General features: G+C 54.0%; 25 protein-coding genes and 1 pseudogene. 15 read left to right on the top strand and 11 right to left on the bottom strand.

The features are described from left to right. Positions 1-460: 460 nt before the first annotated feature. Complete coding sequence (locus ABWO67_RS05530; protein WP_353148694.1) at positions 461-1,363, bottom strand: DMT family transporter; 903 nt, start codon at positions 1,361-1,363, stop codon at positions 461-463. A 133-nt stretch (positions 1,364-1,496) separates the two neighbouring features. On the opposite strand from ABWO67_RS05530, the gene ABWO67_RS05525 reads away from it, so the two are divergent. Together ABWO67_RS05525 and ABWO67_RS05520 are read left to right on the top strand one after the other, a co-directional pair. Next, complete coding sequence (locus ABWO67_RS05525) at positions 1,497-1,946, top strand: Lrp/AsnC family transcriptional regulator (protein ID WP_353148691.1); 450 nt, start codon at positions 1,497-1,499, stop codon at positions 1,944-1,946. An 8-nt stretch (positions 1,947-1,954) separates the two neighbouring features. Next, a complete protein-coding gene (locus ABWO67_RS05520) occupies positions 1,955-2,530 on the top strand; it encodes a DedA family protein (protein WP_353148687.1) in 576 nt (191 codons plus the stop codon). Here the strand turns inward: ABWO67_RS05520 and ABWO67_RS05515 are convergent. Further along, positions 2,513-3,208, bottom strand: a complete 696-nt coding sequence (locus ABWO67_RS05515; RefSeq protein ID WP_353148684.1) for an aspartate/glutamate racemase family protein — start codon at positions 3,206-3,208, stop codon at positions 2,513-2,515. The genes ABWO67_RS05520 and ABWO67_RS05515 overlap by 18 nt on opposite strands. A gap of 114 nt (positions 3,209-3,322) precedes the next feature. Between ABWO67_RS05515 and ABWO67_RS05510 the strand changes: the two genes are divergently transcribed. From ABWO67_RS05510 to ABWO67_RS05485, 6 genes are all read left to right on the top strand, one after another. After that, complete coding sequence (locus ABWO67_RS05510; protein ID WP_353148681.1) at positions 3,323-4,351, top strand: amino acid ABC transporter substrate-binding protein; 1,029 nt, start codon at positions 3,323-3,325, stop codon at positions 4,349-4,351. Between the two features lie 68 nt (positions 4,352-4,419). Further along, complete coding sequence (locus ABWO67_RS05505) at positions 4,420-5,598, top strand: amino acid ABC transporter permease (protein ID WP_353148678.1); 1,179 nt, start codon at positions 4,420-4,422, stop codon at positions 5,596-5,598. Positions 5,599-5,603: 5 nt separating this feature from the next. Further along, positions 5,604-6,707 (top strand): amino acid ABC transporter permease, encoded by a 1,104-nt coding sequence (locus ABWO67_RS05500; RefSeq protein ID WP_353148675.1) that lies wholly within the window; start codon positions 5,604-5,606, stop codon positions 6,705-6,707. Positions 6,708-6,732: 25 nt separating this feature from the next. Continuing rightward, positions 6,733-7,194: an Lrp/AsnC family transcriptional regulator gene (locus ABWO67_RS05495; RefSeq protein ID WP_353148672.1), complete on the top strand. Its 462-nt coding sequence runs from the start codon at positions 6,733-6,735 to the stop codon at positions 7,192-7,194. A 178-nt stretch (positions 7,195-7,372) separates the two neighbouring features. Continuing rightward, positions 7,373-8,563, top strand: a complete 1,191-nt coding sequence (locus tag ABWO67_RS05490; RefSeq protein WP_353148669.1) for a saccharopine dehydrogenase family protein — start codon at positions 7,373-7,375, stop codon at positions 8,561-8,563. 101 nt (positions 8,564-8,664) lie between these two features. Next, positions 8,665-9,390, top strand: a complete 726-nt coding sequence (locus ABWO67_RS05485) for a hypothetical protein (RefSeq protein WP_353148666.1) — start codon at positions 8,665-8,667, stop codon at positions 9,388-9,390. An 11-nt stretch (positions 9,391-9,401) separates the two neighbouring features. Here ABWO67_RS05485 and ABWO67_RS05480 read toward each other — a convergent pair whose 3' ends face one another. Beyond that, entirely contained in the window at positions 9,402-9,734 is a 333-nt protein-coding gene (locus ABWO67_RS05480) for a DHCW motif cupin fold protein (protein WP_353148663.1), read from the bottom strand. A 59-nt stretch (positions 9,735-9,793) separates the two neighbouring features. Continuing rightward, positions 9,794-10,216: a VOC family protein gene (locus ABWO67_RS05475; protein ID WP_353148660.1), complete on the bottom strand. Its 423-nt coding sequence runs from the start codon at positions 10,214-10,216 to the stop codon at positions 9,794-9,796. A 265-nt stretch (positions 10,217-10,481) separates the two neighbouring features. On the opposite strand from ABWO67_RS05475, the gene ABWO67_RS05470 reads away from it, so the two are divergent. Together ABWO67_RS05470 and ABWO67_RS05465 are read left to right on the top strand one after the other, a co-directional pair. After that, positions 10,482-10,946: a YkgJ family cysteine cluster protein gene (locus ABWO67_RS05470; RefSeq protein WP_353148734.1), complete on the top strand. Its 465-nt coding sequence runs from the start codon at positions 10,482-10,484 to the stop codon at positions 10,944-10,946. Positions 10,947-11,012: 66 nt separating this feature from the next. Further along, on the top strand, positions 11,013-11,429 hold the full coding sequence (locus tag ABWO67_RS05465; protein ID WP_353148658.1) for a DUF2784 domain-containing protein: 417 nt from the start codon (positions 11,013-11,015) through the stop codon (positions 11,427-11,429). Between the two features lie 12 nt (positions 11,430-11,441). On the opposite strand, the gene ABWO67_RS05460 is transcribed toward ABWO67_RS05465, so the two are convergent. The 3 genes from ABWO67_RS05460 to ABWO67_RS05450 form a co-directional block, all read right to left on the bottom strand. Beyond that, entirely contained in the window at positions 11,442-11,942 is a 501-nt protein-coding gene (locus ABWO67_RS05460; RefSeq protein WP_353148655.1) for an Hsp20/alpha crystallin family protein, read from the bottom strand. Between the two features lie 173 nt (positions 11,943-12,115). Further along, complete coding sequence (locus ABWO67_RS05455) at positions 12,116-13,060, bottom strand: aldo/keto reductase (protein ID WP_353148653.1); 945 nt, start codon at positions 13,058-13,060, stop codon at positions 12,116-12,118. Positions 13,061-13,072: 12 nt separating this feature from the next. Continuing rightward, positions 13,073-14,407: an NTP/NDP exchange transporter gene (locus ABWO67_RS05450; RefSeq protein WP_353148651.1), complete on the bottom strand. Its 1,335-nt coding sequence runs from the start codon at positions 14,405-14,407 to the stop codon at positions 13,073-13,075. A gap of 161 nt (positions 14,408-14,568) precedes the next feature. On the opposite strand from ABWO67_RS05450, the gene ABWO67_RS05445 reads away from it, so the two are divergent. The 3 genes from ABWO67_RS05445 to ABWO67_RS05435 all read left to right on the top strand — a co-directional run bounded on the left by ABWO67_RS05445 (position 14,569) and on the right by ABWO67_RS05435 (position 18,464). Continuing rightward, positions 14,569-15,711: a PQQ-dependent sugar dehydrogenase gene (locus ABWO67_RS05445; RefSeq protein WP_353148649.1), complete on the top strand. Its 1,143-nt coding sequence runs from the start codon at positions 14,569-14,571 to the stop codon at positions 15,709-15,711. Between the two features lie 147 nt (positions 15,712-15,858). Further along, a complete protein-coding gene (locus tag ABWO67_RS05440) occupies positions 15,859-16,608 on the top strand; it encodes a c-type cytochrome (RefSeq protein WP_353148646.1) in 750 nt (249 codons plus the stop codon). An 89-nt stretch (positions 16,609-16,697) separates the two neighbouring features. After that, a complete protein-coding gene (locus tag ABWO67_RS05435) occupies positions 16,698-18,464 on the top strand; it encodes a pyrroloquinoline quinone-dependent dehydrogenase (RefSeq protein WP_353148643.1) in 1,767 nt (588 codons plus the stop codon). An 86-nt stretch (positions 18,465-18,550) separates the two neighbouring features. On the opposite strand, the gene ABWO67_RS05430 is transcribed toward ABWO67_RS05435, so the two are convergent. After that, entirely contained in the window at positions 18,551-20,731 is a 2,181-nt protein-coding gene (locus tag ABWO67_RS05430; protein ID WP_502929971.1) for a TonB-dependent receptor family protein, read from the bottom strand. A 110-nt stretch (positions 20,732-20,841) separates the two neighbouring features. On the opposite strand from ABWO67_RS05430, the gene ABWO67_RS05425 reads away from it, so the two are divergent. After that, the gene (locus tag ABWO67_RS05425) at positions 20,842-21,693 is read left to right on the top strand and encodes a DUF72 domain-containing protein (protein WP_353148638.1); all 852 of its coding nucleotides are present in this window, start codon (positions 20,842-20,844) and stop codon (positions 21,691-21,693) included. Positions 21,694-21,889: 196 nt separating this feature from the next. Beyond that, entirely contained in the window at positions 21,890-22,273 is a 384-nt protein-coding gene (locus ABWO67_RS05420; RefSeq protein ID WP_353148635.1) for a hypothetical protein, read from the top strand. Positions 22,274-22,292: 19 nt separating this feature from the next. Here the strand turns inward: ABWO67_RS05420 and ABWO67_RS05415 are convergent. From ABWO67_RS05415 to ABWO67_RS05405, 3 genes and pseudogenes are all read right to left on the bottom strand, one after another. Then, positions 22,293-22,427 (bottom strand): annotated as a pseudogene (locus ABWO67_RS05415) (ABC transporter substrate-binding protein); the annotation flags it as partial. A 47-nt stretch (positions 22,428-22,474) separates the two neighbouring features. After that, complete coding sequence (locus ABWO67_RS05410) at positions 22,475-24,679, bottom strand: OsmC domain/YcaO domain-containing protein (protein ID WP_353148633.1); 2,205 nt, start codon at positions 24,677-24,679, stop codon at positions 22,475-22,477. Between the two features lie 289 nt (positions 24,680-24,968). Further along, entirely contained in the window at positions 24,969-25,580 is a 612-nt protein-coding gene (locus ABWO67_RS05405; RefSeq protein WP_353148630.1) for an ankyrin repeat domain-containing protein, read from the bottom strand. Positions 25,581-25,582: the final 2 nt, after the last annotated feature.

Here is a 25,582-nt window from a genome sequence, read left to right as displayed (position 1 = left end):
ACGGGACCCTCCCTTCCTTCACGCGGGTTCCCAACCCGCGAGGCCAGCAGCAGTGCTCGCGCTTCGATGTGTAACAAAGAAAGAAACCCGCGAACTATCGCCATTGCGCCAAGGTCTAACTTTGCATCATGAGAACTGCAAACCAGACGGCAAGACGACTGGTTATCACGTCGGCCTTGTTATGTATGCTTGGTGGCTGCGCTGTTTACAGTCCAGCGCCCGCTTATTACGTACCGGGGGATGCGCAAGTTTATGTGGCGCCAGGCACGGTCTATGTCCCGCCGCCTATGTATTATGGAAACCCCTGGTACGTAGGCCCACCCCTCTACTTCAATTTTGGATTCAGATCAGGCCATTATGGCGGCCACAAACATTGGCACGGCGGCGGCCCGGGATACGGCGGCTGGGGACATGGCGGAAGGCATTTCCGCCATGGACGTTAACCTGCCCCCCATAGCATTCAGTCGCATTTGTTCATAGACGGCAAGCGCTTGAGCGTCCAGCCCTGACGCATTGCTGCAGCCGCCAAAAGAATCGTGGCTACGCCAAACCACTGCATCCATTGCAAGCGGTGCCCGAATGCGACCCAATCCACGATAATGGCCACGATGGGGTAAATGAACGACAACGCCCCCGTCAACGCGACCGGCAGCTTTTGAATCGCCCCATAAAGCAGCACATACATGAAGCCAGTATGCACCACGCCGAGCGCCAGCAATACAGACCAGGATGAGACCGAGTGTTCTTGCAGGCCGGTGAAGTCTGCAAGCGGCGCCAACATCAATATGCCTACACAAACCTGTATCAACGCAATCAAATGCGGCGCGGTACCCGTAAGCCGCTTAACCAGAAGTGCCGCAATAGCGTACAGAAAAGCTGCACCCAGCGCCAAGGCGATTCCTGCCAAATAGGCTTTCCCGCCATAGCCAGAACCGCCATGCGACTGCGTAATTGCCAGCATGCCGATAAAGGCCAGGCTTAGCCACGCCATCTTGTCCAACGTAACCTTTTCACCCAGGAACAACGCCCCCAAGCCGACCAGCATGAATGGCTGCGTGTTATAGACTGCCGTGGCAATCCCGATAGAGGCCCGTGAATAAGCGGCAAACAACAATATCCAGTTCCCTACTATGGCGACCCCGCTAAGCGCTGCCCACAAAAAAATTTGCCAGTTGAGTAAGCCGGGCCGCAACAAGCCCATGAAAGCGCAAATCAACAGCAATGTAGCTGCGCCGAAAAGACAACGCCAAAACACGACGTCCAGAACTGGCTGCCCCGACACCAGTACGAACCAGCCAATCGTACCGGAGATCAGCATGGCGCCTGCCATCTCCAGCGAACCGCGCTTGACTTGATTTTCCATCGCAATCTCCCCAAATTTCAGACAGCTAAAGTGTGACGCTTTCCATCCTTAACTTCTATAGATAAAATAAGGCAATACCCAGCCATTCCCTTTTTTTTCAAGCCAATAGGTGCCAGACACCTTATCAAGCAATATGCACGACGAAATCGACCGCATTATTATCGCCGCCCTGATGGAAGACTCCCGTCTTTCGCTCAAAGCTCTGGCGCGCAAGAGCGGGCTTTCATCGCCCAGCGTTGCAGAACGTTTGCGGCGGCTGGAAGAACGCGGTGTCATTACCGGGTACACCGTTACGGTGGATCCTCAAGCGTTTGGATACCAGCTCAAGGCAATAGTCCGGATACGCCCATTGCCCGGACAAATGCACGCAATCGAACGGCAAATTCAGGCGATACCTGAATTTACCGAATGCGATAAGGTTACCGGCGAAGATTGTTTCGTTGCAAAATTGAGCGTACGCTCCATGGAACAACTGGATGTCATCCTGGACTCGCTGGCGAATCAGGCCGAAACCAATACCGCCGTCGTCAAGACAACACCAGTCAAACGCCGCTTGCCCCCTCTTGATGTCCCAAAGCGATAGCGCTAGCAATGATGCTGACAGAATTCCTTGCCGAACACGGCTACTTGGCCGCATTTGTCGGGTCCATTCTTGAAGGTGAGACCGTATTGGTGCTGGCCGGGTTTGCCGTGCATCAGGGTTACCTGTCATTTCCGCTGGTAGTGGTCTGCGCCACGCTTGGCGGGTCCTTGGGCGATCTTTTCTTCTTTTTCCTTGGCCGGCGTCATGGCGCAGCGTTGCTCAAGCGCTTTCCACAATGGACTACCCAGGCACAACAGGTGAACGGATGGCTGCTGCGCTACCAGGCAGGCATCATCATCGGTGTACGCTTTATGTATGGACTACGAGCCGTCGGCCCTATCGCCATTGGCATGAGCGAGATACCAACTTGGCGATTCGTACTGTTTAACTTGATCGGCGCGGCTATCTGGGCGCCCTTGTTTACCGGCGCCGGCTACCTGTTCGGCCAGACGCTGCAATGGCTATTCGCCGACGCCAAGCGCTATGAAGAAATTGCCCTACTGTTGATTATTGGGGCGGCAGTTGTCGTGGCGTTAGTCCGACATCTGCAGCAACGGCGGGAAACCTCACACGCCAAGCGCTGACTCGGCCGCCTGGCGGGCATGAATGGCTGTCGTATCGAACAAAGGTACTTGCGCATCTTGCTGCCCCACCAACAACGAAATTTCGGTGCACCCCAGGATGACCGCCTCTGCCCCCTGATCGATCAGCCCGGCGATAACGCGCTGATATACCTGACGCGAAGCAGGTTTTACGATGCCAAGGCACAGCTCTTCGTAAATGATGGCATGCACTTTGTCACGGTCTGGGCTATCGGGTATTAGTACTTGCAGGCCATGGCGTTGCTGTAAGCGTTCCTTGTAAAAATCCTGTTCCATGGTGAAACGGGTACCCAGCAGGCCTACTTTGGAAACGCCAGCTTTCCTGATTTCGTGTGCTGTAGGATCGGCGATGTGCAATAAAGGAATCCGAACCGCCGCCTCGATATCGGAAGCAACTTTGTGCATGGTATTGGTGCAAAGCACCAGAAAATCGGCTCCCGCAGACTCGAGGACAGTGGCGGCCTGGGCCAGCAGGATCGCTGCATCGCGCCAGTTTCCGGCATGCTGCAAGCGTTCAATTTCGTGAAAGTCGACGCTATAAAGAATAATTTTGGCGGAATGTAAGCCGCCCAGGCGCCGCTTAACCGTTTCGTTGATTTCCCGATAATAAGGAATTGTCGATTCCCAGCTCATTCCGCCGATAAGACCGATAACTTGCACCTGCACCCTCCTGGTAATTTTTAACTGTCGTAAAACCCCATTACAAACTGTCGGGCAACTCACTATAATTCGCCGACAAATAATGCCATTCCGCCATATTAAACAGGAGACAACATGAATTCCAGCTCTTACCTATCAGGCACCTTGCTTGCCATAGCGCTAGGCACGGTCAGTGCGACCGCGCATGCCGGCAAAACGTTCGATGCGGTCAAGTCAAAAGATCAGGTCGTATGCGGGGTGAATACGTCAGCACCCGGATTTTCAGGGGCTGATAGCAAAGGAGAATGGGCTGGCCTGGATGTGGACCTCTGCCGCGCAATTGCCGCCGCCGTGCTGGGCGATGCGGGCAAGGTAAAGTATGTACCTTTGAATCCACCGCAACGGTTTACGGCCCTTCAGTCTGGCGAAATTGATGTGCTTGCCCGCAACACCACCTGGTCCATGACGCGCGACGTTTCCCTGGGAGTGGTTTTCGCAGGCATCAACTATTACGATGGGCAGGGATTCATGGTGCCCAAGAAATTCAATATCAGCAGCGCTAAGCAGCTTAAGAATGCGGAAATTTGCCTTCAGTCCGGCACCACCAGCGAGAAAAACGTTGCCGACTACCTGACGACCCATGGCATCCCGTACAAGTCTGTCGTATTCGACTCGCCCGAAGCCGCACACACTGCTTTCTTTGGCGGCCGATGCCAGGTCATTTCCACTGACATGTCCGAACTCGCTGGAATCCGTACGCAAAACCCCAAGGCAGATGACTATGTCATTTTGCCCGATGTCATCTCGAAAGAGCCCCTGGGCCCGGCCGTTCGGCGCGGCGATGACGAATGGTTCGCCATCGTCAAATGGGCGCTTTTTGCCATGCAGAATGCGGAAGAGTACGGTATAACGCAGGCCAACGTGGATCAAGTCAAAACAGACAGCAAAGATCCCAACATCCAGCGTTTGCTCGGTACTAGTGAAGACATGGGCAAGCTGCTGGGCCTGGACAAGGATTGGGCCTACAGAATTATCAAACAGGTTGGCAATTACGGTGAAAGCTTTGACCGCAACATGGGCGAGAAATCACCCCTGAAGCTGCCACGCGGCGTCAACAACTTATGGAATAACGGCGGTCTCATGTACGCTCCTCCAGTGCGTTAAGCCGGATGCATTAAGTATTCAGCAAGGAGCAGGATGCTTTTCCTGCTCCTTGCCATTTGGAGGCATGGATGCTCCCCAAGAAAATCACAAGAAAAAGAAAACTGTCGTGGTCTACAGAAAGTGGACGAGGACTGATTTATCAAGCGGTCGCGGTTATTGCGCTGGCGCTGGTAAGTTGGTATCTATTGTCCAACACAAACAAAAATCTGAACATGATGCAGATCCGCACCGGCTTTGGCTTTTTGTCGCAGCCAGCGGGATTCGATATCGGCGAGAGCATGTTCGGGTTTATTCCCAGCGATTCCTACTTGCGCGCCTTCGTGACGGGGTTGGCTAATACCCTGCGCGTCGCCTTTGCTGGCATTGTTCTTGCCACGTTGCTTGGCACCCTGATTGGCATAGGTCGTCTTTCGAAGAATTTCCTGCTTCGCAAGCTGTGCGACGGCTACGTCGAGACGCTGCGCAATATTCCGCTGTTGATCCAGTTGCTGGCCACCTATCTCGTCATTACTGAACTTCTTCCGTCGGCAAACGACGCCATCGTGTTGCTCCCGTATACGTATCTAAGCAAAAGCGGCCTGCAGCTCCCGATTCCTGAGTGGTCCATCAGTTGGTCGTTGGCCGTCCTCGGGTTTGTTGTTGCGCTATTCTGCGCTCACTTGATCCGTAGAAGCGCCCGACGCAAACAAGACGTGACAGGCTATGCGCCCAAGATATTCTGGCCCATTCTGCTGACTATCGTTGCCCTTCCCGCCGCCGGGTGGTTGCTCGGTGGCGCCCCGTTGACGCTCGATATACCCGAGGTCACCGTTTTCAATATCAGCGGCGGTGTCGCCCTTACGCCCGAGTTTCTTGCCTTGCTCATAGGGCTGACGCTTTATACCGCCAGTTATATCGCTGAAATCGTTCGAGCCGGCATTCAAGCCGTGTCGACCGGACAAGTAGAAGCCAGTGCATCGCTAGGCTTGAGCCGTCCACAAGCTTTACGCTTGGTAGTGCTCCCTCAGGCAATGCGAGTGATCGTGCCTCCCCTGACCAGCCAATACCTGAATCTGACAAAGAACTCGTCGCTAGCCGTCACTGTTGGTTATCCGGATATCGTGTCAATTGCCAACACATCGCTGAACCAGAACGGGCAGGCGCTTGAATGCATTTCCCTGATCATGCTGGTTTATCTGACGATCAGCCTGCTGATTGCTGCCTTCATGAACTGGTACAACCAGCGCATGATGCTGGTCGAGAGGTAGGCCAAATGCTAGCTAAAAGTTTTGCCTCGACAGCCTCTCAACCGCCTCCGTTGCCGCCACGCACCGTCCTCCACTGGTTGCGGACCAATTTATTCTCATCATGGAAAAGCTGCCTGGCAACGCTGATTCTCGTAGCGCTGGCTGCCTGGATATTCCCAAAGGTCTATCAATGGAGCATCGACAACGCGGTATTCTCGCGCGACTATAAAATCTGCCATGCCCTGGACCACAGCGGCGCCTGCTGGGGAATGATTGGCGAAAAATTCAGACTGATTTTCTTTGGCCGCTACCCTTACCTGGAACAATGGCGGCCACTGGCCGCCACCCTCATTATGCTGGCCACATTGGCGGCCAGTTGCTGGCGCCCGTTCTGGAAAAAATGGCTGTTGCTGTTGTGGGCGGTTTCCCTTGCAACATTTATACTGATTATGCGTGGCGGCGTGTTCGGGCTGACTTACGTGGAAACCAATCTTTGGGGCGGATTTCCACTAACACTGCTCTTGACGGTCGTTGGTCTTTTCATGGCCCTGCCGCTAGCCGTGCTGATTGCGCTTGGGCGGCGGTCCAAACTGAAGGCCATCCGCGCCTTCTGCGTTTTTTACGTTGAAATCATACGCGGCGTGCCATTGATTACGGTACTGTTTACTGCCTCTTTTCTATTCCCGCTGTTTCTTCCTCCGGGCTTCAATATCGATGTGCTGCTGCGGGTACAGATCGGCATCATTCTGTTCACAGCAGCCTATCTGGCCGAAACGATACGCGGAGGCCTGCAGGCTATTCCTTCTGGCCAATACGAAGCCGCGGCCGCTATCGGACTAAGCTATTGGCAGACCGTCAGAAAAATCACCCTGCCCCAAGCGCTGCGCATAGTGGTGGCACCACTCGTCAACACGTTCATCGGGACCTTCATGGACACCTCGCTGGTTACCATTGTCAGTCTCTACGATCTGACGGGTGCGCTCAGGCTGGCCCTTGGCGATCCTAACTGGAAAGCCTACTTTATCGAGGGCTATCTTTTTATCGCTTTTATCTATTTTGTCTGCTGCTACGGAATGTCCCGCTACAGTCGATGGGTGGAGCGGCACCTTAACGCAGGCATGCGACGTTAGTTAGAACAGCCCAAGGACGGCAAGAATGAAAGCAACATTCGGACAACTGGACGCAATCGATCGCGAGCTGATTTCCCTGCTTCAAGTCAATGCTCGCGAAAACGTATCCAATCTGGCGCGCAAACTGGGCGTGGCAAGAACGACGGTACTGTCCCGTATTTCCAGGCTCGAACAAAACAATGTCATTTCAGGGTATAGCGTCAGGCTGGGTCAAGAAGTACTGGACGCCAGCATCAACGCTTGCGTCGGAATCACCTTACAGCCCAAGTCCGGCCGAGACGTTCTCAAGCGGTTTTCCAGCATGCCCGAAATCTATTTGCTATGTTCGGTTAGCGGAGAGTTCGATTACCTTGCGTGGTTAAGAGTGGGCTCGCCCGAATTGCTTGACACCCTGCTCGACGAAATTGGCAATATTGAAGGCGTAGAAAAAACCACCACTTCAATTATTCTTGCCCGAAAGATCGATCGGGGAAACCTAGGGGTCTAATGCCGGCGGCCTCTGGCCGCGCGATGCTGCGGCGTTCGCGGCTGATCTCGTCATATTGCCAAATATATAGCGCAAAATGACGAAACCAACCGTCGTTCTGGTCAGTTTGCACGTATCTTATGTAGTGCCTCTCTTCTAAAATAGTTCATAAGCTTAATGAACTCTGGAGGCAAACAAGATGAAAGTTACTCTGCTTGGCGCAGGACATATCGGCGCCACCACTGCCCGATTGCTGCACGACTCGGGCGACTATGACGTGTTGTTGGTTGATCGCGACGCAAAATCACTAGCTGCAGCGAAAACATCAGGAATAGCCACCGCGATAATGGATACCAGCGATGCCAAATCGCTGCATGCCGTCCTTGAGTCCCGCGATGCAGTGGTCAACGCGCTTCCCTATCACATGGCGATTCCCGTCGCGCAGGCTGCGAAAAACGCTGGTGTGCATTACTTCGACTTAACTGAAGACGTGGAAGCGACGAAAGCCATTAAGCGGCTGGCAGTAGACGCTAGTACCGCCTTCATGCCGCAATGCGGCCTGGCTCCGGGCTTTATCAGTATTGCCGCTTATGCCTTAAGCCAGGGCTTTGACCAGATACAAGATATCAAAATGCGCGTTGGCGCCATACCCGAATTCCCAAGCAATGCCTTGAAATACAACCTTACCTGGAGTGTGGAGGGGCTTATTAACGAATATTGTCGCCCTTGCGACGCCATTCGGGATGGACAGCTAAAGGAAATACAACCCCTTGAGGGCCTCGAGCGGTTTTCTATCGACGGCGTGGAATATGAAGCCTTCAATACATCAGGCGGGTTGGGCACTTTATGCGAAACACTCGCTGGCAAAGTGCGCAATCTGGACTACAAATCGGTGCGCTACCCAGGGCACTGCGTCCTGATGAAGTTCCTGCTCGAAGACTTGGCTATGGGTACGCAGCAGGAAAAGCTTAAAGAGATATTGCGTGCAGCCATCCCGACTACGTTGCAAGACTTGGTTCTTGTTTTCGTGACGGTAAGCGGCTGGCGCAAGGGGGAGTTCGTTCAAGAAACATTTTCACGAAAAATTTTCGCATCGCAAGTTGGCGGAAAAACCACCACCGCTATCCAGATCGCTACCGCGTCGGGAATTTGCACCGCGCTAGATTTATTTCGCGAGAAGCAGCTACCCCAGGCCGGTTTCATTCCGCAAGAATATATAGGGTTGGATGATTTTCTTCAAAATCGGTTCGGGCAGGCCTACAACGGTACAGTCCCGGTCCGTGGCGCGGCAGACGCCACTGACTTGTTAACACGCTTGACTCACAAAGACAGCAGCACTGTGAAGACAAACCGTGTCGTATCGGACCTCGCGCTTACCCCTACGTGCTAATTTTCATCGACCTACCGTTTTCTGATAAAGTTTGCCCCGGAAGGACGCTCGCACTACCATCGGCGTCGTAACACAAGACGCTAACGGGAGGCGAGCATGGCATGAGACGCGGCTATATCGCATGCATGGTTTTATCAATCACAATAGGTGTGTCCGGCTGTGTCGCACCTGGCGAGCCGGCGGGGTCGGCTCACCCCCGCAACGAAGCGATGTCGTTTGACCAACTAGGCCAGACCGACTTCAATCGCACCGTCACGATTGCCATGCGCGACAATCTTGACAGCCTGACTCGCCTGCTTGAAAAGCTTTACCGAAGGAATCCTGCAGAATGGCGCAAAACGGGTGCAACGACCCTGAAAGCGGCCGTTCAGCAAGGGCGCAATGCCATCGAAACTGGCCTCGCCCCGGATGGTCTGAGCGCTTTGCACGACGTGGAAATCCTTTCTGTAGCCCTGGATCCCGCCTATCGCGGCGACCGTGTGGGCACGCTAATTTTCGGCCTAGCAGACATGATGGTTCGGGCCCATAACGGTAAAACGCGCTACTACGTTTCGGATGTTCTCAATGCGCAGCATGTATACAATGCCGCCCGGAATGTGGAAATCGCCGCGTGGCTACTGGCCACACGGCGCAACGCCGCAGGCCAGCCTTTGCTGCTAGCCAATGAAATATCCGAAAATGTGTCCAATCTCAGTTTTGAACGGGAATTCGGCCAGTTAGTAGGCCGCCTGGACTTGGTCGCTAACCTGCTCGATGAGAATATTCGACGGGTAGGCATCAATTATATGCAGGGGCTGCTTTTCTTTAATTTTTTGCCTGTGCGATAGCAAAGCCCCGACTAGTCCACGATAAACAACTTGACCCCGGTTTTGGTAGACGAGCGATGAGCGGCATCGCCAAAATCGGAAACCTGATAGCTCATACCCGGCGTCAGTACAAAAGTGCGCCCATCTTTCAACTCGGTATGAAGTTCGCCTTCCAGCACGAAGAGTACATGGCCCCGGTCGCACCAATGATCAGCCAAATAGCCAGCGCTATATTCGACCACCCTGACCCGCAAGTCGCCAGCATGAAAGGAGCGCCATAAAGCCTCGCCGGTTACCCCCGCATGCTGAGTTGGTATAACGTCATCCCACGCTGTAACAGTGAATGGCAGATCTGGAATCTTCAAGGTAACGCTCCTGGTTTTTATTTCAACGGGATAAGCAAAGGATACCAACTGCGTCGCCTTCAGTCTGCGGGAAGCATCTGGGGATTCCAGGCAACCTCCCAAAGATGCTTGTCGGGATCCTGAAAATAGCCGGCGTAGCCGCCCCAGAATGTATCCCCCGCGGTTTTTACAATAACGGCACCGGCGTCTTGTGCCTGTCGCATCACGGCATCCACCTCCTCCTTGGACGAGACATTGTGACCAAGGGAAAACTCCGTGGCGCTAGGGCTTTCTTTGGGCAAACCAGAGTCATGAGAGAGACTGCTACGGGGCCAAAGCGCCAGCTTCAGGCCTCCTTCCAGTTCAAAAAAAGCCACGGCGCCATGCTCAAACTGCTCGCCGATAATGCCTTCGGTTTTCAGGCCTAGACCGTCCCGATAGAATTTAAGCGATCTATCCAGATCATCCACGCCAAGGGTGATTAGGGTTATGCGTGCTTTCATGCGGACCACCTCCTTGGAAAATGCGCTTCATCAGTGCGAAAAAGACACAAACTACATAAGCTGCAATTATTTTTTATACCGCAATTCGACGACATTCAAGTATATTCATCATCCGCCCCAAACTCGTGCAATTTCTTCTGCACATAAATCAGCGCACAGCCCAATCATGATCGATACGCGCTCGCCTCCTGCTCCGGCCCGTTCCTCCCGGGTCACGGCGCCCACATCTATCCATTCCGGAGGCAACGCAAACACAGCGTCCGGGATCAAAGCACAACCTCTCACCGTCACATCCGCAGCCCGGCGACGCAGCGCTGCAAACGACACATCAGTCAGCAATCCGTGCCTAAGCTGCGGCGCATGCTGTGCGCATTTCCGCGTCTCATTCTATTGCGGTGAAATTGCAGGAGAAGGCGGAGGAACCGTGCCTGCCGAGCTTGTCACCCAGGTCAGTCCGCTACGCGGCTGCATGAAAGGCACGGAGTACGGCGGCCAACGCTGCGTAGCGCTGCGCGGCGAGCTGGGAAAAGAAGGCATTCACTGTGGCATCTATGAACAGCGCCCTTCTCCCTGCAGGGAATTTCCCGCATGGTTCGAAGACGGCTCCCCCAACCCGGACTGCCAGCGTCTGCGAAAAGCGATTGGCCTGCCTCCGTTACCATCGCATGAAGGCGATGATGGCTTGCACCCTACGACCAATCCGCCCAGACGCGGGGATGTGGCGGCGTAAAAATTTCCTGGGTCTATAAGGGGCATTCCAACACAACGAGACCCCGCCAGCAATTCGAGGTCGACAATGATCTATCAAATCCTTGCCGATGTGGTGCTGCTAGTCCACGCGGCATTCGTGACATTTGTGATGTTTGGCGGCCTGCTTGTATTGTGGAGGCCGGCGGTCGCGTACTTGCATTTGCCGGCCCTGCTATGGGGAGCGGCAGTTATCGCAATGGGCTGGGTATGCCCCCTTACGCCGCTGGAAAATACGCTACGACTCATGGGAGGCCATGAAAATTATCAAAACAGCTTTATCGAGCACTACCTGCTGCTGGCAATATATCCGCCTGGCCTGACGCGAGAAATTCAAATGCTGCTGGCAGCACTGCTTGTCGCTGGCAACTTGGCTATCTATGCGGTCTTTTACTATCGCCGTAGCGTGGCGGCGAAGCGACGTACAAAAAAGCCTGGAAATACACGCGGCACTTCCAGGCTTTGATCATGCATTACCTTACTTGTTCAGCGGAATGCGTTTGACCCGAGACTGAGCGGCCTCGTCCTTCGGCAAGACAATGTTCAACACGCCATTTTTGAAAGTGGCTTCGACCTTGTCCTGGTCGATGTCGTAGCCTAGCCGAAGGCGGCGCTCGAACTGACCATAAAAGCATTCAGAGAACTGCTTTCCAGCATCTTCGTGCTGTGAACGCTTTTCACCTCGTAAGGTCAGGACGTCGCCATCAAGCAATAGCTCAACATCTTTTTCTTCCATGCCGGGGAGTTCAGCCGTGATGCGCACAACCTTCTCGCCGTCCGATACCTCTACCTTGGGCCAATTGCTACTTAAGGTATTGAGCATGGAGTCGGCAGGAAAACCAATATCGAAGCCTTTGAACATGTCATCGAACAATCGATTCACATCACGTTGCAACGAAAAAAACGGATGCTCGCTGCTACCTGACGATGCCGAAAGAGGGGTACGACGCCCCCAGGGAACGAGATTACGTACACTCATAATAGCCTCCTATTCAGAGTAAACACGAAGCCCGACGGGCGATTCCCGCCCAAGCGACAGCGAGAGCCGATTTCCCGAACTCAGTGCGATGTTGCTTGAGCGCTTACCCCTTATTTAGGATCAGTGGCTATGAATTTCAAGGGGATAAATTATTCAAAAATGCGACTGAACAATCAAAGTGACTGAATATATGCCGCCATACGGTTACGCATTGCAATATCCGGCAAATTCCCATAGGCAGCACCCATGTTGTCCACCACGTTTTTGGGGCGACTCGTAGCGGGCGTCACGCAAGTAACAGCGGGATGAGAGATCACGAATTTCAGAAAGAACTGTCCCCAGGACTGAATGCCGAGCTCGATCGCCCAGTCAGGTACGTCGTGCCCTTTCACCAAGCTCCACAAGCGCGTGCGTCCAAACGGCGCGTACACCAGCACTGCTATGCCCCGGTCCCGGGCCAACGGAAATACCCGTTCTTCCATGACGCGGTTATCAATCGCATAATCCACTCCGATAAAATCCAGGCGCTCATTGCGCATTAGCTTTTCAAGTTGCCCGTACTGTTGCGGAAACGTTGTCGTCACGCCCATATAACGAATTCGCTTCTCATCCCGTAAGGATTTCAAAAGCGGCAGTTGGGTGGGAATATCGCCAAGATTATGCACTTGAATCAAATCGATAACCGGCTTTCCAATCGCCTTGAACGATGCCTTGATCTGGGCCTTAGCCTGGTTGACGTCCGCCTTCCCGCCTCCAAATCCGGCTACGTTGAGTTTAGTCGCCCAGAACACCTTGTCGCGAATGTGTAGCGCATTGACGATTCTTCCAGCCACTTCTTCTGACGCACCATAGCTGGGCGCCGTATCGAAGACCGATCCGCCTTGCTCGACAAACGCGCGAAACACCTGTTTCAACGCCTCGGTATCCTCACTGCTTGCAGCGCTAGAGAATGTTGCGGAACTACCCAAGCCCACAACGGGTAGCAGCTGCCCCGACGAAGGAATAGGACGTGTAATCAAAGGGCCGGATTTTTCATTTGCCCACGATAGCTGCGGCTTAAGCAAAGCACTTGCGCCAACCGCCATACACAAGGTTAGATAGTCGCGACGGGTGATCATGTCGAAAGTCCTTTATCCAGGAGAGTGAATGGAAGGCAAATCCCCAGATACGTTCTGGGACACATCGGAGATAGCGATCCGCTGTTGTGTTCGGCCCAACCACAGGGCAAGCGCCGCCCAGACGATAGCCAAAGGTACGGCAACGCTGGCGACAGCAGCCAGTCCCATGCCTAAGCGACCCAATGCACCTTCCAGCTGGGCGCCCACTACGTCGCCTGCGCGATAGACGAAAGTGTCGACAAACGCTTTAGCCTTATATTTTTCCTCTGGGGTCACTACAGTGAACAGCGTTTCTCTGGCCGGACGCATGATGGCCCGTTGTACCGCCCTGAATACGGATTCAAAAATGATCAATGCAACCAATGAACCCACGAGCGCCAGCCCGACAAACCCCAGAAGCGTCGTAATTGGCAGTAATGCCAAGGTGATATGAACGCCCAAACGCTTCATTAGATGGCCGGATACCAAGACTTGGATCACCAACGTAGCAATTTGCGTAATGACATCGATTTGGGCAAACAAGGTTGTGCGTCCGTCTATGTCCGTACCCAAGGCCGCCACCATCTGCAGACGCGTGAAGTAAAGAAAGGTCGCCATGATGGCCAGGATAACAACGTAGGCAGCGATGCCCATCAAATACCTTGACCGACCTACCGCTTTAATACCATCCCATGCTCCACCGCCAATAACGCTCTCATCGCCACGGGAAGGCCCGGCTGGCTGGCCCGTTTCCGCCGGCGCCGCTTGAGCCGGTTGAATACGAACAAGCACGCCAGCCGCGCATAACGCCAGTATCAAAAAGCCGCTCGATACCAGCAATAAGGCGGGCGTACCTAGTGGCTTTGCCAGCACGGAAGAGAGCCAGGGGCCGAAGATCGCACCCAAGGTTCCACCGACGGCAATCAGTGCAAAGAACCGCTTGCTTTGTTCCAAAGAAAACCGGTCGGACATCAACGCCCAAAAAACCATGGACGAAAACAAATTGAAAACACTGAACCAAACATAGAACACCTGGCCGGTGACGACGCCGATCACCTCGGGCGATAGTGCAATCAGCAGGTAAAACACGACCAGACTAGACGCGAAGAACAAATAGGTCACGGAAATAAACACCATCCGCCGAAATCGGCTGACCAACATGCCAAATACAGGATTGACCAGAAGCGTTACAAGTGCGGTGCCGACGAAAAGCCATCGCACCGCGTCCAGTCCGCCCCTCATGCCCAAGGCTTCGCGCGCAGGCCTCAGCATCATCAATGCGGTCAGGACACAAAAGAAAAACGCCCCGGCCAACGCCACCGGCAGCACCTCTGCGCGACGAACATTGAACACGCTTTGCAATGTCATAGCCATGTTCCGCCCCCATTATGTTCCACGCCAATCGTACCCGACTTAACGCACTGCGACACCTATCTTGACCACAACCCTATGTCTCGACGACGTGATATGGTTCAGAAAAGTACACGAACAGCTAGCGCTTTCATTTGTTCGATCTTCAAGGAGCATTCATGACGCTGCCATACACCATAGCCATAGTCTTACCGCTACTTGCGTGGCAAGCCCATGCTCAGCCCCCGGCAACCCAGACCTTCCCCAGCAAGAAAGGCATGGTCGTCGTCACGGAAGTGCTCACCGACCTTGATCACCCCTGGTCCATCGTATTCCTGCCCGACAACTCGGGCGCACTGATTACCGAAAGGCCGGGCCATCTACGCCTATGGAAAACCAAAGGTGGGATATCGGACCCAATCAGCGGCGTACCCAAGGTATATGCGCGCTCGCAAGGCGGCTTGCTGGATGTCGCTTTGGCGCCGGACTTTGCACAGAGTCGGCATGTATACCTGTCGTATGCGGAACAAGGGAAAGACGGCAAAGCCGGTACCGCGGTAGGTTACGGCGCGCTATCTGCCGATGGGAGCAAGCTGGAAAACTTTACCGTCTTCTTCCGCCAAACGCCCAAGCTGTCCAGCGGTACGCATTTTGGCTCGCGCCTGGTATTTGACAAGCAGGGCTTCCTGTTTATCGCTCTTGGGGAGAACAATCAGCGCTCTACTTCGCAAGACCTGGATAAGCTGCAAGGAAAGATAGTGCGCCTGCACCCTGACGGCCGTGTACCTGACGACAACCCTTTCGTAGGCAACGCACAAGCCCGGCCCGAGATCTGGTCATACGGCCACCGAAACCAGCAAGGGGCGGCGCTCAACCCCTGGTCGGGCACGCTTTGGACGCATGAGCACGGCCCCCGGGGAGGTGATGAAATCAACATCCCTCAGGCTGGGAAGAACTATGGCTGGCCATTAGCAACCCACGGCATCAATTACAGCGGCTTTGCCATACCCGAAGCGCAAGGCACCCACGTCGACGGCACGGAACAACCCGCTTACTACTGGAAAGTGTCGCCGGCGATATCGGGCATGGCTTTTTACGATACGCCACTTTTTCCAGCCTGGCGTCAGTCGCTATTCATCGGGGCGTTAAAAGACCGCGCACTGATACGGCTTGATCTCGATGGCAATAAGGTCGTAAACGAAGAGCGGCTGCTAGAGCCGCTTAATGAGCGTATCCGCGACGTGCGCGTAGGCCCCGACGGCTACGTATACGTATTGACTGATGCATCCTCAGGGCGGCTGTTGAAAATAGGCCTGAATTAGGCTGGCGCACCACAAGAAGGACTTGTACCGTACTGTACCGTACAATACATACCGCCACTCGCTATGACGATCAACACTACGTTTGATCCTAAGCGTTTTTTTATTATCCTTAACAAAGATAGCGAGCCCACTTTGATATCCTATAAGTTGAAATATCTTGGCAGCGCCCTGGCGATTGCCGCTCCCTTACTGGCAATACCTGCGCAAGCTCAGAGCAGCGCCAAAGACACCAACACCCCAACCATCGTCGCACAAGGGTCTGCACCCAAAGTCAGCGCCTTCATCACAGACGGCAATGGCAGAACGTTGTATACACTTGGTGACGACAAGGAAAGCAAAGCCAACTGTGATGCTGCCTGTATGCAGCACTGGCAACCTTACCTGACAACGACACGCCCTGTGGCACGTCTGGTTTTACCTGGCTTGATCGACACTATCGAGCACAACGGTAAACGACAAGTTACCTATCGGGGTAATCCACTGTATCTGTTCGACGGCGACACCAAACCGGGTGACATGAACGGTAAGGACTTTAGCAGCGCCGCATACATGGTCTCTGTTTTGGGAGAGATCGAAAAGCCTTTGCCGGCCATGGCCGACGCCGGACCTGTCCTTGCGGAAGTCATGGAACACGGTAAAGAAGTCTTCGCGTCGACGTGTGCTATGTGCCACGGGGCCCAAGGGCAAGGCGCATTCGGAACGAAGCTTGCCGGATTCGACCGACTTGCCAACACGCCCGATCTGCTGCGTACGGTCGTTTTGGGCTTGAACAGCATGCCCGCACAGGGTCCTCTGCTATCCGATGATCAAATCGCGGCAGTTACTACCTATGTTCGCAATAGCTGGGGCAATGAGTTCGGCGCTGTGTCGGTCGAACAGGTTAAGGCGGCACGCTAAGCGTGGCATCGCGAGTCAACATCCGCCGCTAGAGCCTTCAAAACAACCATCGCTCTAGACCTGCGAAATTTTAGAAAATCGGATACAAGATGAAAATACGACAACTAGTCACATTGACTTCGGCTGCTTTGCTTTTTGCCTGCTCGGCCCAAGCCCAAATCAAGGATTATCGTCCTATCAGCGACCAGGAAGTGTTAAGCCCCGCACCAGAAGACTGGTTGATGTGGCGCCGCACTGTGGACAACCAGGCGTTCAGCCCACTTGAGCAAATCAATACCGAAAACGTCGCCAAACTGAGCATGCAATGGGCGTGGTCGATGCCCATCGGTGGCTTGCAGGAAACCGCCCCGCTGGTTCGCGACGGCGTAATGTTTCTTGGCATGAATCGTGGCATTGTCCAGGCCCTCAACGCCGTGACAGGCGAGCTTCTCTGGGAATACCGGCAAACACTGCCTACATTTACCGGCGGCTACCATGACGCTCAAGCCAACCGTCAGCGCAACACGCTAACGCTATACAAAGACAAGGTGTACATGACCACGCCGGACTCCAAGCTCGTTGCACTGGACGCTGCTACCGGCAAAAAAGCCTGGGAAGTTCAGGTTCTGGATTGGGAGAAAGGCTATAGCTTCACTGCGGGCCCACTGGCCGCCGATGGCAAGATTTTCACAGGCACGTCAGGATGCAGCATTACCGGTACCGCCGGTGGGTGCTTTATTACTGCGCACGATGCCGATACAGGTAAAGAACTATGGCGCTTAAACACCATAGGCGGCCCGGCGGTTGACGATAGCTGGGGAGGCTTGCCACCCGAAAACCGCTGGGGCGGCTCACCATGGATTACCGGGTCTTACGACGCAAAACGTAAAATGCTTTACTGGGGTGTAGGTATGCCCCTGCCCTATCCGGCAGTCTTGCGCGGCAGCAAGGACGGCGACGCACTCTACACCAACAGCACGCTGGCCATCAACGCTGAAACCGGTGAAGTCGTTTGGCATTACCAGCATCTTCCACGCGACGACTGGGATCTGGATAGCCCGTTTGAACGCGTGCTCGTACAGAGCGAAATCGCACCTTCGGCGAAAGAAGTCACCTATCTTAGCGACAAGGTCGAGCCCGGCAAGAAATATGATGTCATCGCCTCGGTGCCTGGAAAGAACGGTATCGCGTTTGTGCTGGACCGCGATACAGGCAAACTCCTGTGGGCGCGCGATACGGTGTATCAGAACGTGGTTTCCGGCTACACCAAAGACGGCAAGGTGATCACGAATAAGGAACATATAGTCAAATCTATTGAAGAGACCGTCACCGTTTGCGGTGGTCGCGACCTGGGCAAGCTGTGGATGGCTGGCGCCTATAGTCCGATGACGAATGCCCTTTATGTACCGCTTAGCTCGTCTTGCAAGGAACTGACGCCACTGCCTATCGAAATGCGCACTGGCGAATCCGTAGGCGCTCAGGCTTCCGGGAAAGCCTCTTTTGCGCCGGGCGAAGACAGTACAGGACGCGTCTTCGCTATCGATGTAAAAACTGGCAAGTTTTTGTGGGTAAAGAAGCAAAAGCCCATCTTCAGCTCATCGGTGCTGACAACAGCGGGCGGCCTTCTCTTTACAGGCGACAGCATGCGTGAAGCAGCCGCCTACGACCAAAAAGACGGCAAGAAGCTCTGGAGTGTCAAGCTCAACACATCTATCGGCGGACACCCCATGACCTATAGCGTTGACGGCCGACAGTATGTCGCGTTTGTCACCGGGCCAAATGCCCAGACCCCGGTAGCAGCCAGCCTTTCTCCGGAATTGAAAAACGTAGTGGACGGCGGGCATTCACTCTTTGTTTTTGCCCTTCCCAAGCCATAAACCAAACTGACTGAAGGTTCACGCATAGGGCTGTCCTGCAAATTTGCAGGGCAGCCCTATGTTCTTCTGTGGCAGGCGATGCCTACTTAGAACTGATAAGACGCACTAAGCCCTGCTATCCAGTTTCGACCTGGCGCCGGTTCGTAATAGCGACCAAAGGCGGCATTGATGATGGCCGAGCCGGCATAGTGGCGATCGAATATGTTGTCGACACGGGCAAAGGCGTTGACCTCCCAGTGCTCAAGCTGCCATAGATAGCCGGCATGAACGGCTCCCGTGAAATAACCAGGCGCCGCATCCTCGTTACTGTCATTCACATAGAACTTGCTTAAGTAACGCCCCTCTATGCCCGCTCGCCATCCTTTCGGCGGTGCCCAGTCCAGTGATGCGTACAGCGCTTGCTTGGCGATGCCTGGTATGCGATTGCCTGCAGGGATCAGATTGCTGGATGTGCTGGCACCAGCATAGAAACTTTCGCGATACCTGGCGTCCAGCCAGGTATAGGCAAATGCTGCGCGCCAATGGCGTGCGACTTCCCCGGACCAACTCAGTTCCAGGCCATTGCGGCGTGTGCGGCCGGCGTTCCGATAGGTGGTACGGCCACCCATCGCCTCCGCGTTGACTATTTCGTCCTCTGTACCCGTCTGAAATAGCGCAGCGGTGAACAAGCCCTTGCCAACACGAGCTTTTGCACCAATTTCAATACTGGTATTGACCGATGGTTGAAGACCAAAATTCAAGCCTGGAAGCTGATCGGCGCGATAAGAAATTTCGTTGAAAGTAGGCGTTTCAAAGCCGCGTCCGGCCGTGACGTAAACATTGAGATCGGGCGTAGCCTGGTAGCGCAAGGCCGCCATGGGCAGTGCTTTGCTGTAACGGGCGGATCCGCTGTCGTCGCCATTACCTGCGGCTATGTATTGATCATCCGAATTAAAACGAACTGTGCTGTAACGTATGCCGGCGTCCAACGTCCACTTTTCAGCGAATTGCCACGAAGCTTGTAAATAAGGATCAATATTCCATAACTCGTTGGCTTCTTTGCGGCGTAACTTGCCCTGCACGCCAAGTTGTTGGCTAGCCCCCGTTCCCACAAAATTCTCGTAGCCCCGACGATGCTCCTTCAACGAGTCATAGGCGACACCCGCTATCACAGTCAATGGGCGATCGGCCAGTGACAGATTCGACGTCCAGCGAGCATCGACGCCACCGTAGTCACGGCCAAGATCGATTACGCCTCCGGCGTGGCTTTGCGGGGCCTGCGTAGCCACGGGAATCCCTTGAAACTGTTCGGTTCTGCGCTGCCCGTAATAGCCCATCAAGCGCAACTCATTATTGGCATCAATACGGCGTTCGTATACGAGGCCCCCCTGCGTCTGTTTAACGGTTTTGCGCACGTTGTATTTCAGTGCATTAGGAGCGGCGAGACGCGGGTTATCCATAAACTCATCATAGGTAAGCCCTTGTGGATCATCAGCCTTGATATCAACGCTATTCAGCACCAGAGTCAGCTTGCTATCGTCATCAAGCTCCAGGCCCAGCTTGGCATTAGCCAGGTTTTTACGGGCTGCGCTGTGGTCACGATAGCCGTCGGTGGTATAGCGGCTGGTGCTCAGCAGGTAATCCATGGCACCGGCTCCTTCGCCGGTCGAACCACTGGCTTTCAGGCCATATCGCCGCTGGCCATTGCTGCCTGCGGTAAAACTGGGTGTGATTGTTAGCGGGCCGCTGCCTTCTTCAGTGAATGCCAGGATGACGCCGCCGGACGAGTTGCCATATAGGGCGGAAAATGGCCCACGCAGCACTTCAACCCTATCCAAGGAGGCAATATCGATATTGGATGTCTGGCCTTGCCCATCGGGCATGGTGGCCGGAATGCCGTCTACATACATGCGTATGCCACGCACGCCAAAAGTCGAACGCGAGCCGAAGCCTCGAATCGAAATCTGCAGATCCTGGGCAAAATTCTGCCGGTCCTGAATTAACATGCCGGGCACGCCAGCCAGGCTTTCCGACAGGTTTACCTGCATATGGCTATCGCGCATCGAGGCGCCGTCTATCAGATCGACAGAAGCCGGTACGTCGAAAACCAGACGCTCTATTTGCGTACTGGTAACGGTTACTGGCTTGAGGGTAGTTACTGCAGAAACTAAAGACGCTGGTGCGGCGGGTTCCTGAGCCGCGACAGCCGCGGAAACAGTTGAGAAGACTACAGTCAAGAAAAAGCTATATTTTCGACTAAAGGGAAACGCGGGAATACAGGCAGACATTGTGATGCATCGACCAAATTGAATAATAATGGGAAACACCGTGCTGGGACGGCGTGAGGAGGTAAGCGCTGAATAGCCTAGCGAGAGGGTATCACGTAGGGAGAATGCATATGAACCAGAAAGACAGCGGCACCATTCGGGTCGGCATTGGCGGATGGACCTATGAACCATGGCAAGGCACCTTCTATCCCGAAAAGCATCCTAAAAAACGCGAGTTGGAGTACGCCAGCCGACAGCTCACTTCGATAGAGATCAACAGTACTTACTATGGCGCTCAGAAGCCCGAAACCTTTGCCAAATGGTACGAACAAACGCCTGATACTTTCGTCTTCTCTGTCAAGGCGCCGCGTTATGCAACCCATCGGAAGGTGCTGGCTGACGCAGGAGAAACGATAGAACGCTTTCTGACTGGCGGCTTGACGGAGCTGAAGCACAAGCTCGGTCCGATCAATTGGCAGTTCATGCCAACGAAGGTGTTCGATGCCGCCGACTTCGAAGCCTTTCTTAAATTGCTTCCACAAGACATCAATGGCCAAGCCCTGCAGCACGCGGTCGAAGTCCGCCACGATAGTTTTCGCACGCCCGAGTTCATCACCTTGGCCCGCCAATATGGCGTGGCCGTGGTCATGAGCGTAGATTCAGAGTATCCGCTTATTGTGGATACGACTGCACCGTTTGTCTATATCCGGTTGATGGGTACGCAGCGAAACGAACCACTCGGGTATCCAGCCGCCACCCTGAATCTTTGGGCTAAACGCGCAAAGTGCTTGGCCAAAGGCGCAACGCCTGAAGGCCTGGCCCAGCTTGTTCCTAGCCTGCCAGACATCAGCAAGTGCGATGTCTATGTTTATGTGATCAGCGGGAACAAGGTTTCCAACCCCTGTGCGGCGATGTCGCTGATTGCGCGTTTGGCTATTGCGCGGCCCGGAGCATTGCATTGTCCAGGAGAGCGCCTTTCCTGAAAGTGTCGACTGCAGCTCCTCGCCGTCGTAGCCACAATGTATCTCCCTGAATTGCAACGATGCCCATCCACGATGATCAACATCACAATCAGTAAGGCGGGGGACAAAACTTACCAATAATTAAGTATATTCAGTGTATATTCGGTGCAAGTTGCTGTGCAGTAGGTAAATAATGAAATATTTCTTGGAGGAAAGAATGAAAATTCGTATGAGCGCTGCTATTTTCCTGGGAGTTTTCTTGGTTGGGTGCCAGTCGCCGTCACAGGTGATTTCAGGGAAGGAAGATCTACTATCTGCTGCTGGATTTGTGCCAAGGCCGGCGAGCTCTCCTGCACAACAAGCCGCACTGAAAAAATTGCCACCTAATAAATTTGTTCAGCAAAATCAAAGCAATCAGGTGGTTTATCTCTATGCTGATCCTGTTGTTTGCCAATGCGTTTACTCTGGCAATCAGGCTGCGTATTCTAAATACCGTCAAATGGTATTCCAGCAAAACCTGGCTGACGAACAGCAAATGACGGCTACGATGGCAGATGACGCCTTTGATTTTGGTCCATGGGGCGGCGCTTGGGGATTTTAGATAGTTAACGAATCACTGCGCGACCTTTCGGTAGCCCCATTGCTTGCTGTATTACCATGAAGCTGCCTGGCACCATGCGCAGGCCATCCACACGGCGGGCATCGGCTTCGAGCTATTGCTTGACGCCCGCCGCAACATCCAGACCTTTTTCTAGTCAGATAAAGGTCTTAGGCACTGCCTGATTGGGCCGAACTCGTGGCCCTAACAGGCTGCAGCCGCCCCACTGGATCGCGCCTTATGCAATTTTTTGTAGCTGTCGATCCGACGGTGATGCCTATCGAGCCCCTCCAATTTCATGCTGGTTGGCGTTAGCCCGAAAAAGCGCACGCTTCCGTCCAATGCCCCCATTACCGCGTCCATCCGGGCATCGCCAAACATCCGGCGGAAGTTAACCACGTAGTCGTCCATTTCCAGGTCGTCATCGAGCAACACCTCTAGCACCACATTCAGGGCCTGGTAAAACAAGCCGCGCTCGACTGTGTTGTCGTTGTACTGAAGGAAGGCTCCCACTAGCTCTTGCGTGGCCTCAAATTGCTGCAAGGCAAGATTAATCAGCAACTTCAACTCGAGAACTGTTAACTGCCCCCAGTCCGTATTCTCGTCAAATCCGACGCCTATCAACGTGGCAATATCGGAGTAATCGTCCAGCTCATTATTATCCAACCGCTCAAGCAATGCTGCCAGGCCGGCATCGTCAAGGCGATGCAAGTTCAAAATATCGGCTCGGAACAGCAGCGCCTTGTTTGTGTTGTCCCAAATCAAATCATCTATTGGATATATTTCCGAATAGCCGGGCACCAGAATTCGGCAGGCAACGGCACCCAATTGGTCATACACCGCCATGTATACCTCTTTTCCCATGCCTTCGAGAATACCTAGCAACGTTGATGCTTCCTCGGCATTGGAGTTCTCGCCCTTGCCAGAAAAGTCCCACTCAACAAACTCGAAATCCGCTTTGGCGCTGAAAAAGCGCCACGACACCACACCGCTGGAATCGATGAAATGCTCAACAAAATTATTTGATTCAGTCACGACGTCACTGACAAAGGTGGGCTGAGGCAAATCGTTCAGGCCTTCAATACTGCGCCCCTGCAGCAATTCCGTCAGACTCCGTTCCAACGCCACTTCAAGACTGGGGTGTGCGCCGAACGACGCAAAGACACCGCCTGTTCGCGGGTTCATCAAGGTGACGCACATCACAGGGTACGTACCCCCCAACGATGCGTCCTTTACCAGTACCGGAAAGCCCTGCTCTTCCAGCCCTTGAATCCCTGCCAGAATACCGGGATATTTTTCCAGCACTTCACGCGGCACATCAGGCAATGCGATCTCACCTTCCAGAATTTCGCGCTTCACCGCTCGTTCGAAAATTTCGGACAGACATTGCACCTGCGCTTCAACCAGCGTATTACCGGCACTCATGCCGTTGCTGACGTATAGATTTTCGACCAGGTTAGATGGGAAATACACCACTTCGCCGTCCGATTGCCGCACATACGGCAGCGAGCAGATACCGCGTTGCGTATTGCCGGAGTTGGTGTCGTACAGATGCGAGCCACACAGTTCGCCATCAGGATTATAAATTTCCAGGCAGTATGCATCCAGAATTTCAACTGGCAGCGCATCCTCAGGGCCAGGCTTGAACCAGCGCTCGTTCGGGTAATGTACAAACGCTGCATTAGCGATGTCTTCACCCCAAAACGCACCTGCGTAGAAATGGTTGCAACTCAGACGCTCGATAAACTCCCCCAGCGCCGACGCCAATGCGCTTTCTTTGGTCGCCCCCTTGCCGTTGGTAAAACACATCGGCGAGTGCGCATCGCGGACGTGCAGCGACCACACATTGGGCACGAGATTGCGCCACGACGCGATTTCAATCTTCATGCCCAAGTCCGCCAGAACGCCGGACATATTGGCGATGGTTTGCTCTAGCGACAGATCTTTGCCCGCAATATAGGTGCTGGCGTCAGCAGCCGGCTTCAACGTCAGCAACGACTGAGCATCAGCATCTAAATTCTCTACCTCTTCAATGACAAACTCAGGTCCAGCTTGCACCACTTTTTTCACAGTGCAACGCTCGATGGAGCGCAAAATACCTCGGCGGTCTACTTCCGAGATATCCGATGGCAACTCAACCTGAATCTTGAAAATTTGCTGATACCGGTTTTCCGGATCCACAATATTATTCTGCGACAGGCGGATATTTTCAGTGGGGATATTGCGAGTAACGCAGTACAACTTCACGAAATAAGCTGCACACAAGGCCGATGAAGCCAGAAAATAGTCGAAGGGGCCTGGCGCCGAACCATCGCCCTTATAGCGGATAGGCTGGTCGGCCACTACCGTGAAGTCATCGAACTTGGCTTCAAGACGTAGCTTATCGAGAAAGTTGACTTTAATTTCCATGGGGGACTTCTAAAAATGGTGCTAAAAAGAGCCTACCCGTATTTTTGTGTACAGGGCGGTTTAAAAGTTGTTAACCGCGAGCGGCCGCCGAAAAATCCTCGGGGACGCCCGTTTCACTTGTGATTATTTTGGGCTTGTGCCCACTGTTCGTATAGGCACGGACCGGATTTGCTCTCCGGTGGCACATGGCTGATCGCCTTGATATTATCTCACGCAAGCTCGATCGCGTAGGATAGAAAACGATTTGCATCGCTCATAATAAGTTGGCTCATGGCAATCTCCATCGTTTTTAACGGCCACCGGCGGCGACAAGAATCTTTTCGATATCGCGATAGTCGGCATTCCGTGCATGCTGAAGCGGCGTCACGGCGTTACCGTCTGCCAGATTGACGTTAGCGCCTGCCTTGACCAGCAGTTCTATGATCTGCCGATGGCGGGCGCCGCCATCGCCTAGGATGATCGCCTCCAGCAGCGCAGTCCAGTGAAGATTGTTGACATGATCCACGTCCGCACCAGCCTCAATCAAAGCTCGTACCGCCTCGACATGTCCGCGCTCTGCGGCCGGGATCAGCGCCGTCCCACCGTAACGGTTAGTGCTTTTCAGGTCGGCCCCATGCGCCAGCGTCATCCTAAGAATTTCCAGGTGGCCGCGCGCACCTGCATAGAGATAAGGGCTGTCATTGATATTGTCCTTGGCGTTGACGTCGGAGCCAGCCTGAATGAGGATCCTGGCCGCTTCGACTGCGTTGGCGTGGGTGGCAGCCAGCAGCGCCGTCGCCCCGCTGCCGTCCCGTGCATCGATTTCCGCGCCGTCGGCCAGAAGTCGGATGACAAGCACTGCGTCGTTCTGTTTAGCAGCATTATGCAATTGCGTTTCGCTCATGGCTTCTCCTGCTGAAATCA

Origin of the sequence: Pollutimonas bauzanensis, from assembly GCF_040393045.1 — a bacterium.
GTDB classification, from domain to species: Bacteria; Pseudomonadota; Gammaproteobacteria; order Burkholderiales; family Burkholderiaceae_B; genus Pollutimonas; species Pollutimonas bauzanensis_A.
This window is presented reverse-complemented; position numbering and strand designations above follow the sequence as displayed.

What these genes read in the sequence shown, in the direction of transcription:
- ABWO67_RS05530 (WP_353148694.1), bottom strand. Translation starts at nt 1,363, where the DNA reads ATGGAAAATCAAGTCAAGCGCGGTTCGCTGGAGATGGCAGGCGCCATG.
- ABWO67_RS05525 (WP_353148691.1), top strand. Translation starts at nt 1,497, where the DNA reads ATGCACGACGAAATCGACCGCATTATTATCGCCGCCCTGATGGAAGAC.
- ABWO67_RS05520 (WP_353148687.1), top strand. Translation starts at nt 1,955, where the DNA reads ATGATGCTGACAGAATTCCTTGCCGAACACGGCTACTTGGCCGCATTT.
- ABWO67_RS05510 (WP_353148681.1), top strand. Translation starts at nt 3,323, where the DNA reads ATGAATTCCAGCTCTTACCTATCAGGCACCTTGCTTGCCATAGCGCTA.
- ABWO67_RS05505 (WP_353148678.1), top strand. Translation starts at nt 4,420, where the DNA reads ATGCTCCCCAAGAAAATCACAAGAAAAAGAAAACTGTCGTGGTCTACA.
- ABWO67_RS05500 (WP_353148675.1), top strand. Translation starts at nt 5,604, where the DNA reads ATGCTAGCTAAAAGTTTTGCCTCGACAGCCTCTCAACCGCCTCCGTTG.
- ABWO67_RS05495 (WP_353148672.1), top strand. Translation starts at nt 6,733, where the DNA reads ATGAAAGCAACATTCGGACAACTGGACGCAATCGATCGCGAGCTGATT.
- ABWO67_RS05490 (WP_353148669.1), top strand. Translation starts at nt 7,373, where the DNA reads ATGAAAGTTACTCTGCTTGGCGCAGGACATATCGGCGCCACCACTGCC.
- ABWO67_RS05485 (WP_353148666.1), top strand. Translation starts at nt 8,665, where the DNA reads ATGAGACGCGGCTATATCGCATGCATGGTTTTATCAATCACAATAGGT.
- ABWO67_RS05475 (WP_353148660.1), bottom strand. Translation starts at nt 10,216, where the DNA reads ATGAAAGCACGCATAACCCTAATCACCCTTGGCGTGGATGATCTGGAT.
- ABWO67_RS05465 (WP_353148658.1), top strand. Translation starts at nt 11,013, where the DNA reads ATGATCTATCAAATCCTTGCCGATGTGGTGCTGCTAGTCCACGCGGCA.
- ABWO67_RS05460 (WP_353148655.1), bottom strand. Translation starts at nt 11,942, where the DNA reads ATGAGTGTACGTAATCTCGTTCCCTGGGGGCGTCGTACCCCTCTTTCG.
- ABWO67_RS05455 (WP_353148653.1), bottom strand. Translation starts at nt 13,060, where the DNA reads ATGATCACCCGTCGCGACTATCTAACCTTGTGTATGGCGGTTGGCGCA.
- ABWO67_RS05450 (WP_353148651.1), bottom strand. Translation starts at nt 14,407, where the DNA reads ATGACATTGCAAAGCGTGTTCAATGTTCGTCGCGCAGAGGTGCTGCCG.
- ABWO67_RS05445 (WP_353148649.1), top strand. Translation starts at nt 14,569, where the DNA reads ATGACGCTGCCATACACCATAGCCATAGTCTTACCGCTACTTGCGTGG.
- ABWO67_RS05435 (WP_353148643.1), top strand. Translation starts at nt 16,698, where the DNA reads ATGAAAATACGACAACTAGTCACATTGACTTCGGCTGCTTTGCTTTTT.
- ABWO67_RS05430 (WP_502929971.1), bottom strand. Translation starts at nt 20,731, where the DNA reads ATGTCTGCCTGTATTCCCGCGTTTCCCTTTAGTCGAAAATATAGCTTT.
- ABWO67_RS05425 (WP_353148638.1), top strand. Translation starts at nt 20,842, where the DNA reads ATGAACCAGAAAGACAGCGGCACCATTCGGGTCGGCATTGGCGGATGG.
- ABWO67_RS05420 (WP_353148635.1), top strand. Translation starts at nt 21,890, where the DNA reads ATGAAAATTCGTATGAGCGCTGCTATTTTCCTGGGAGTTTTCTTGGTT.
- ABWO67_RS05410 (WP_353148633.1), bottom strand. Translation starts at nt 24,679, where the DNA reads ATGGAAATTAAAGTCAACTTTCTCGATAAGCTACGTCTTGAAGCCAAG.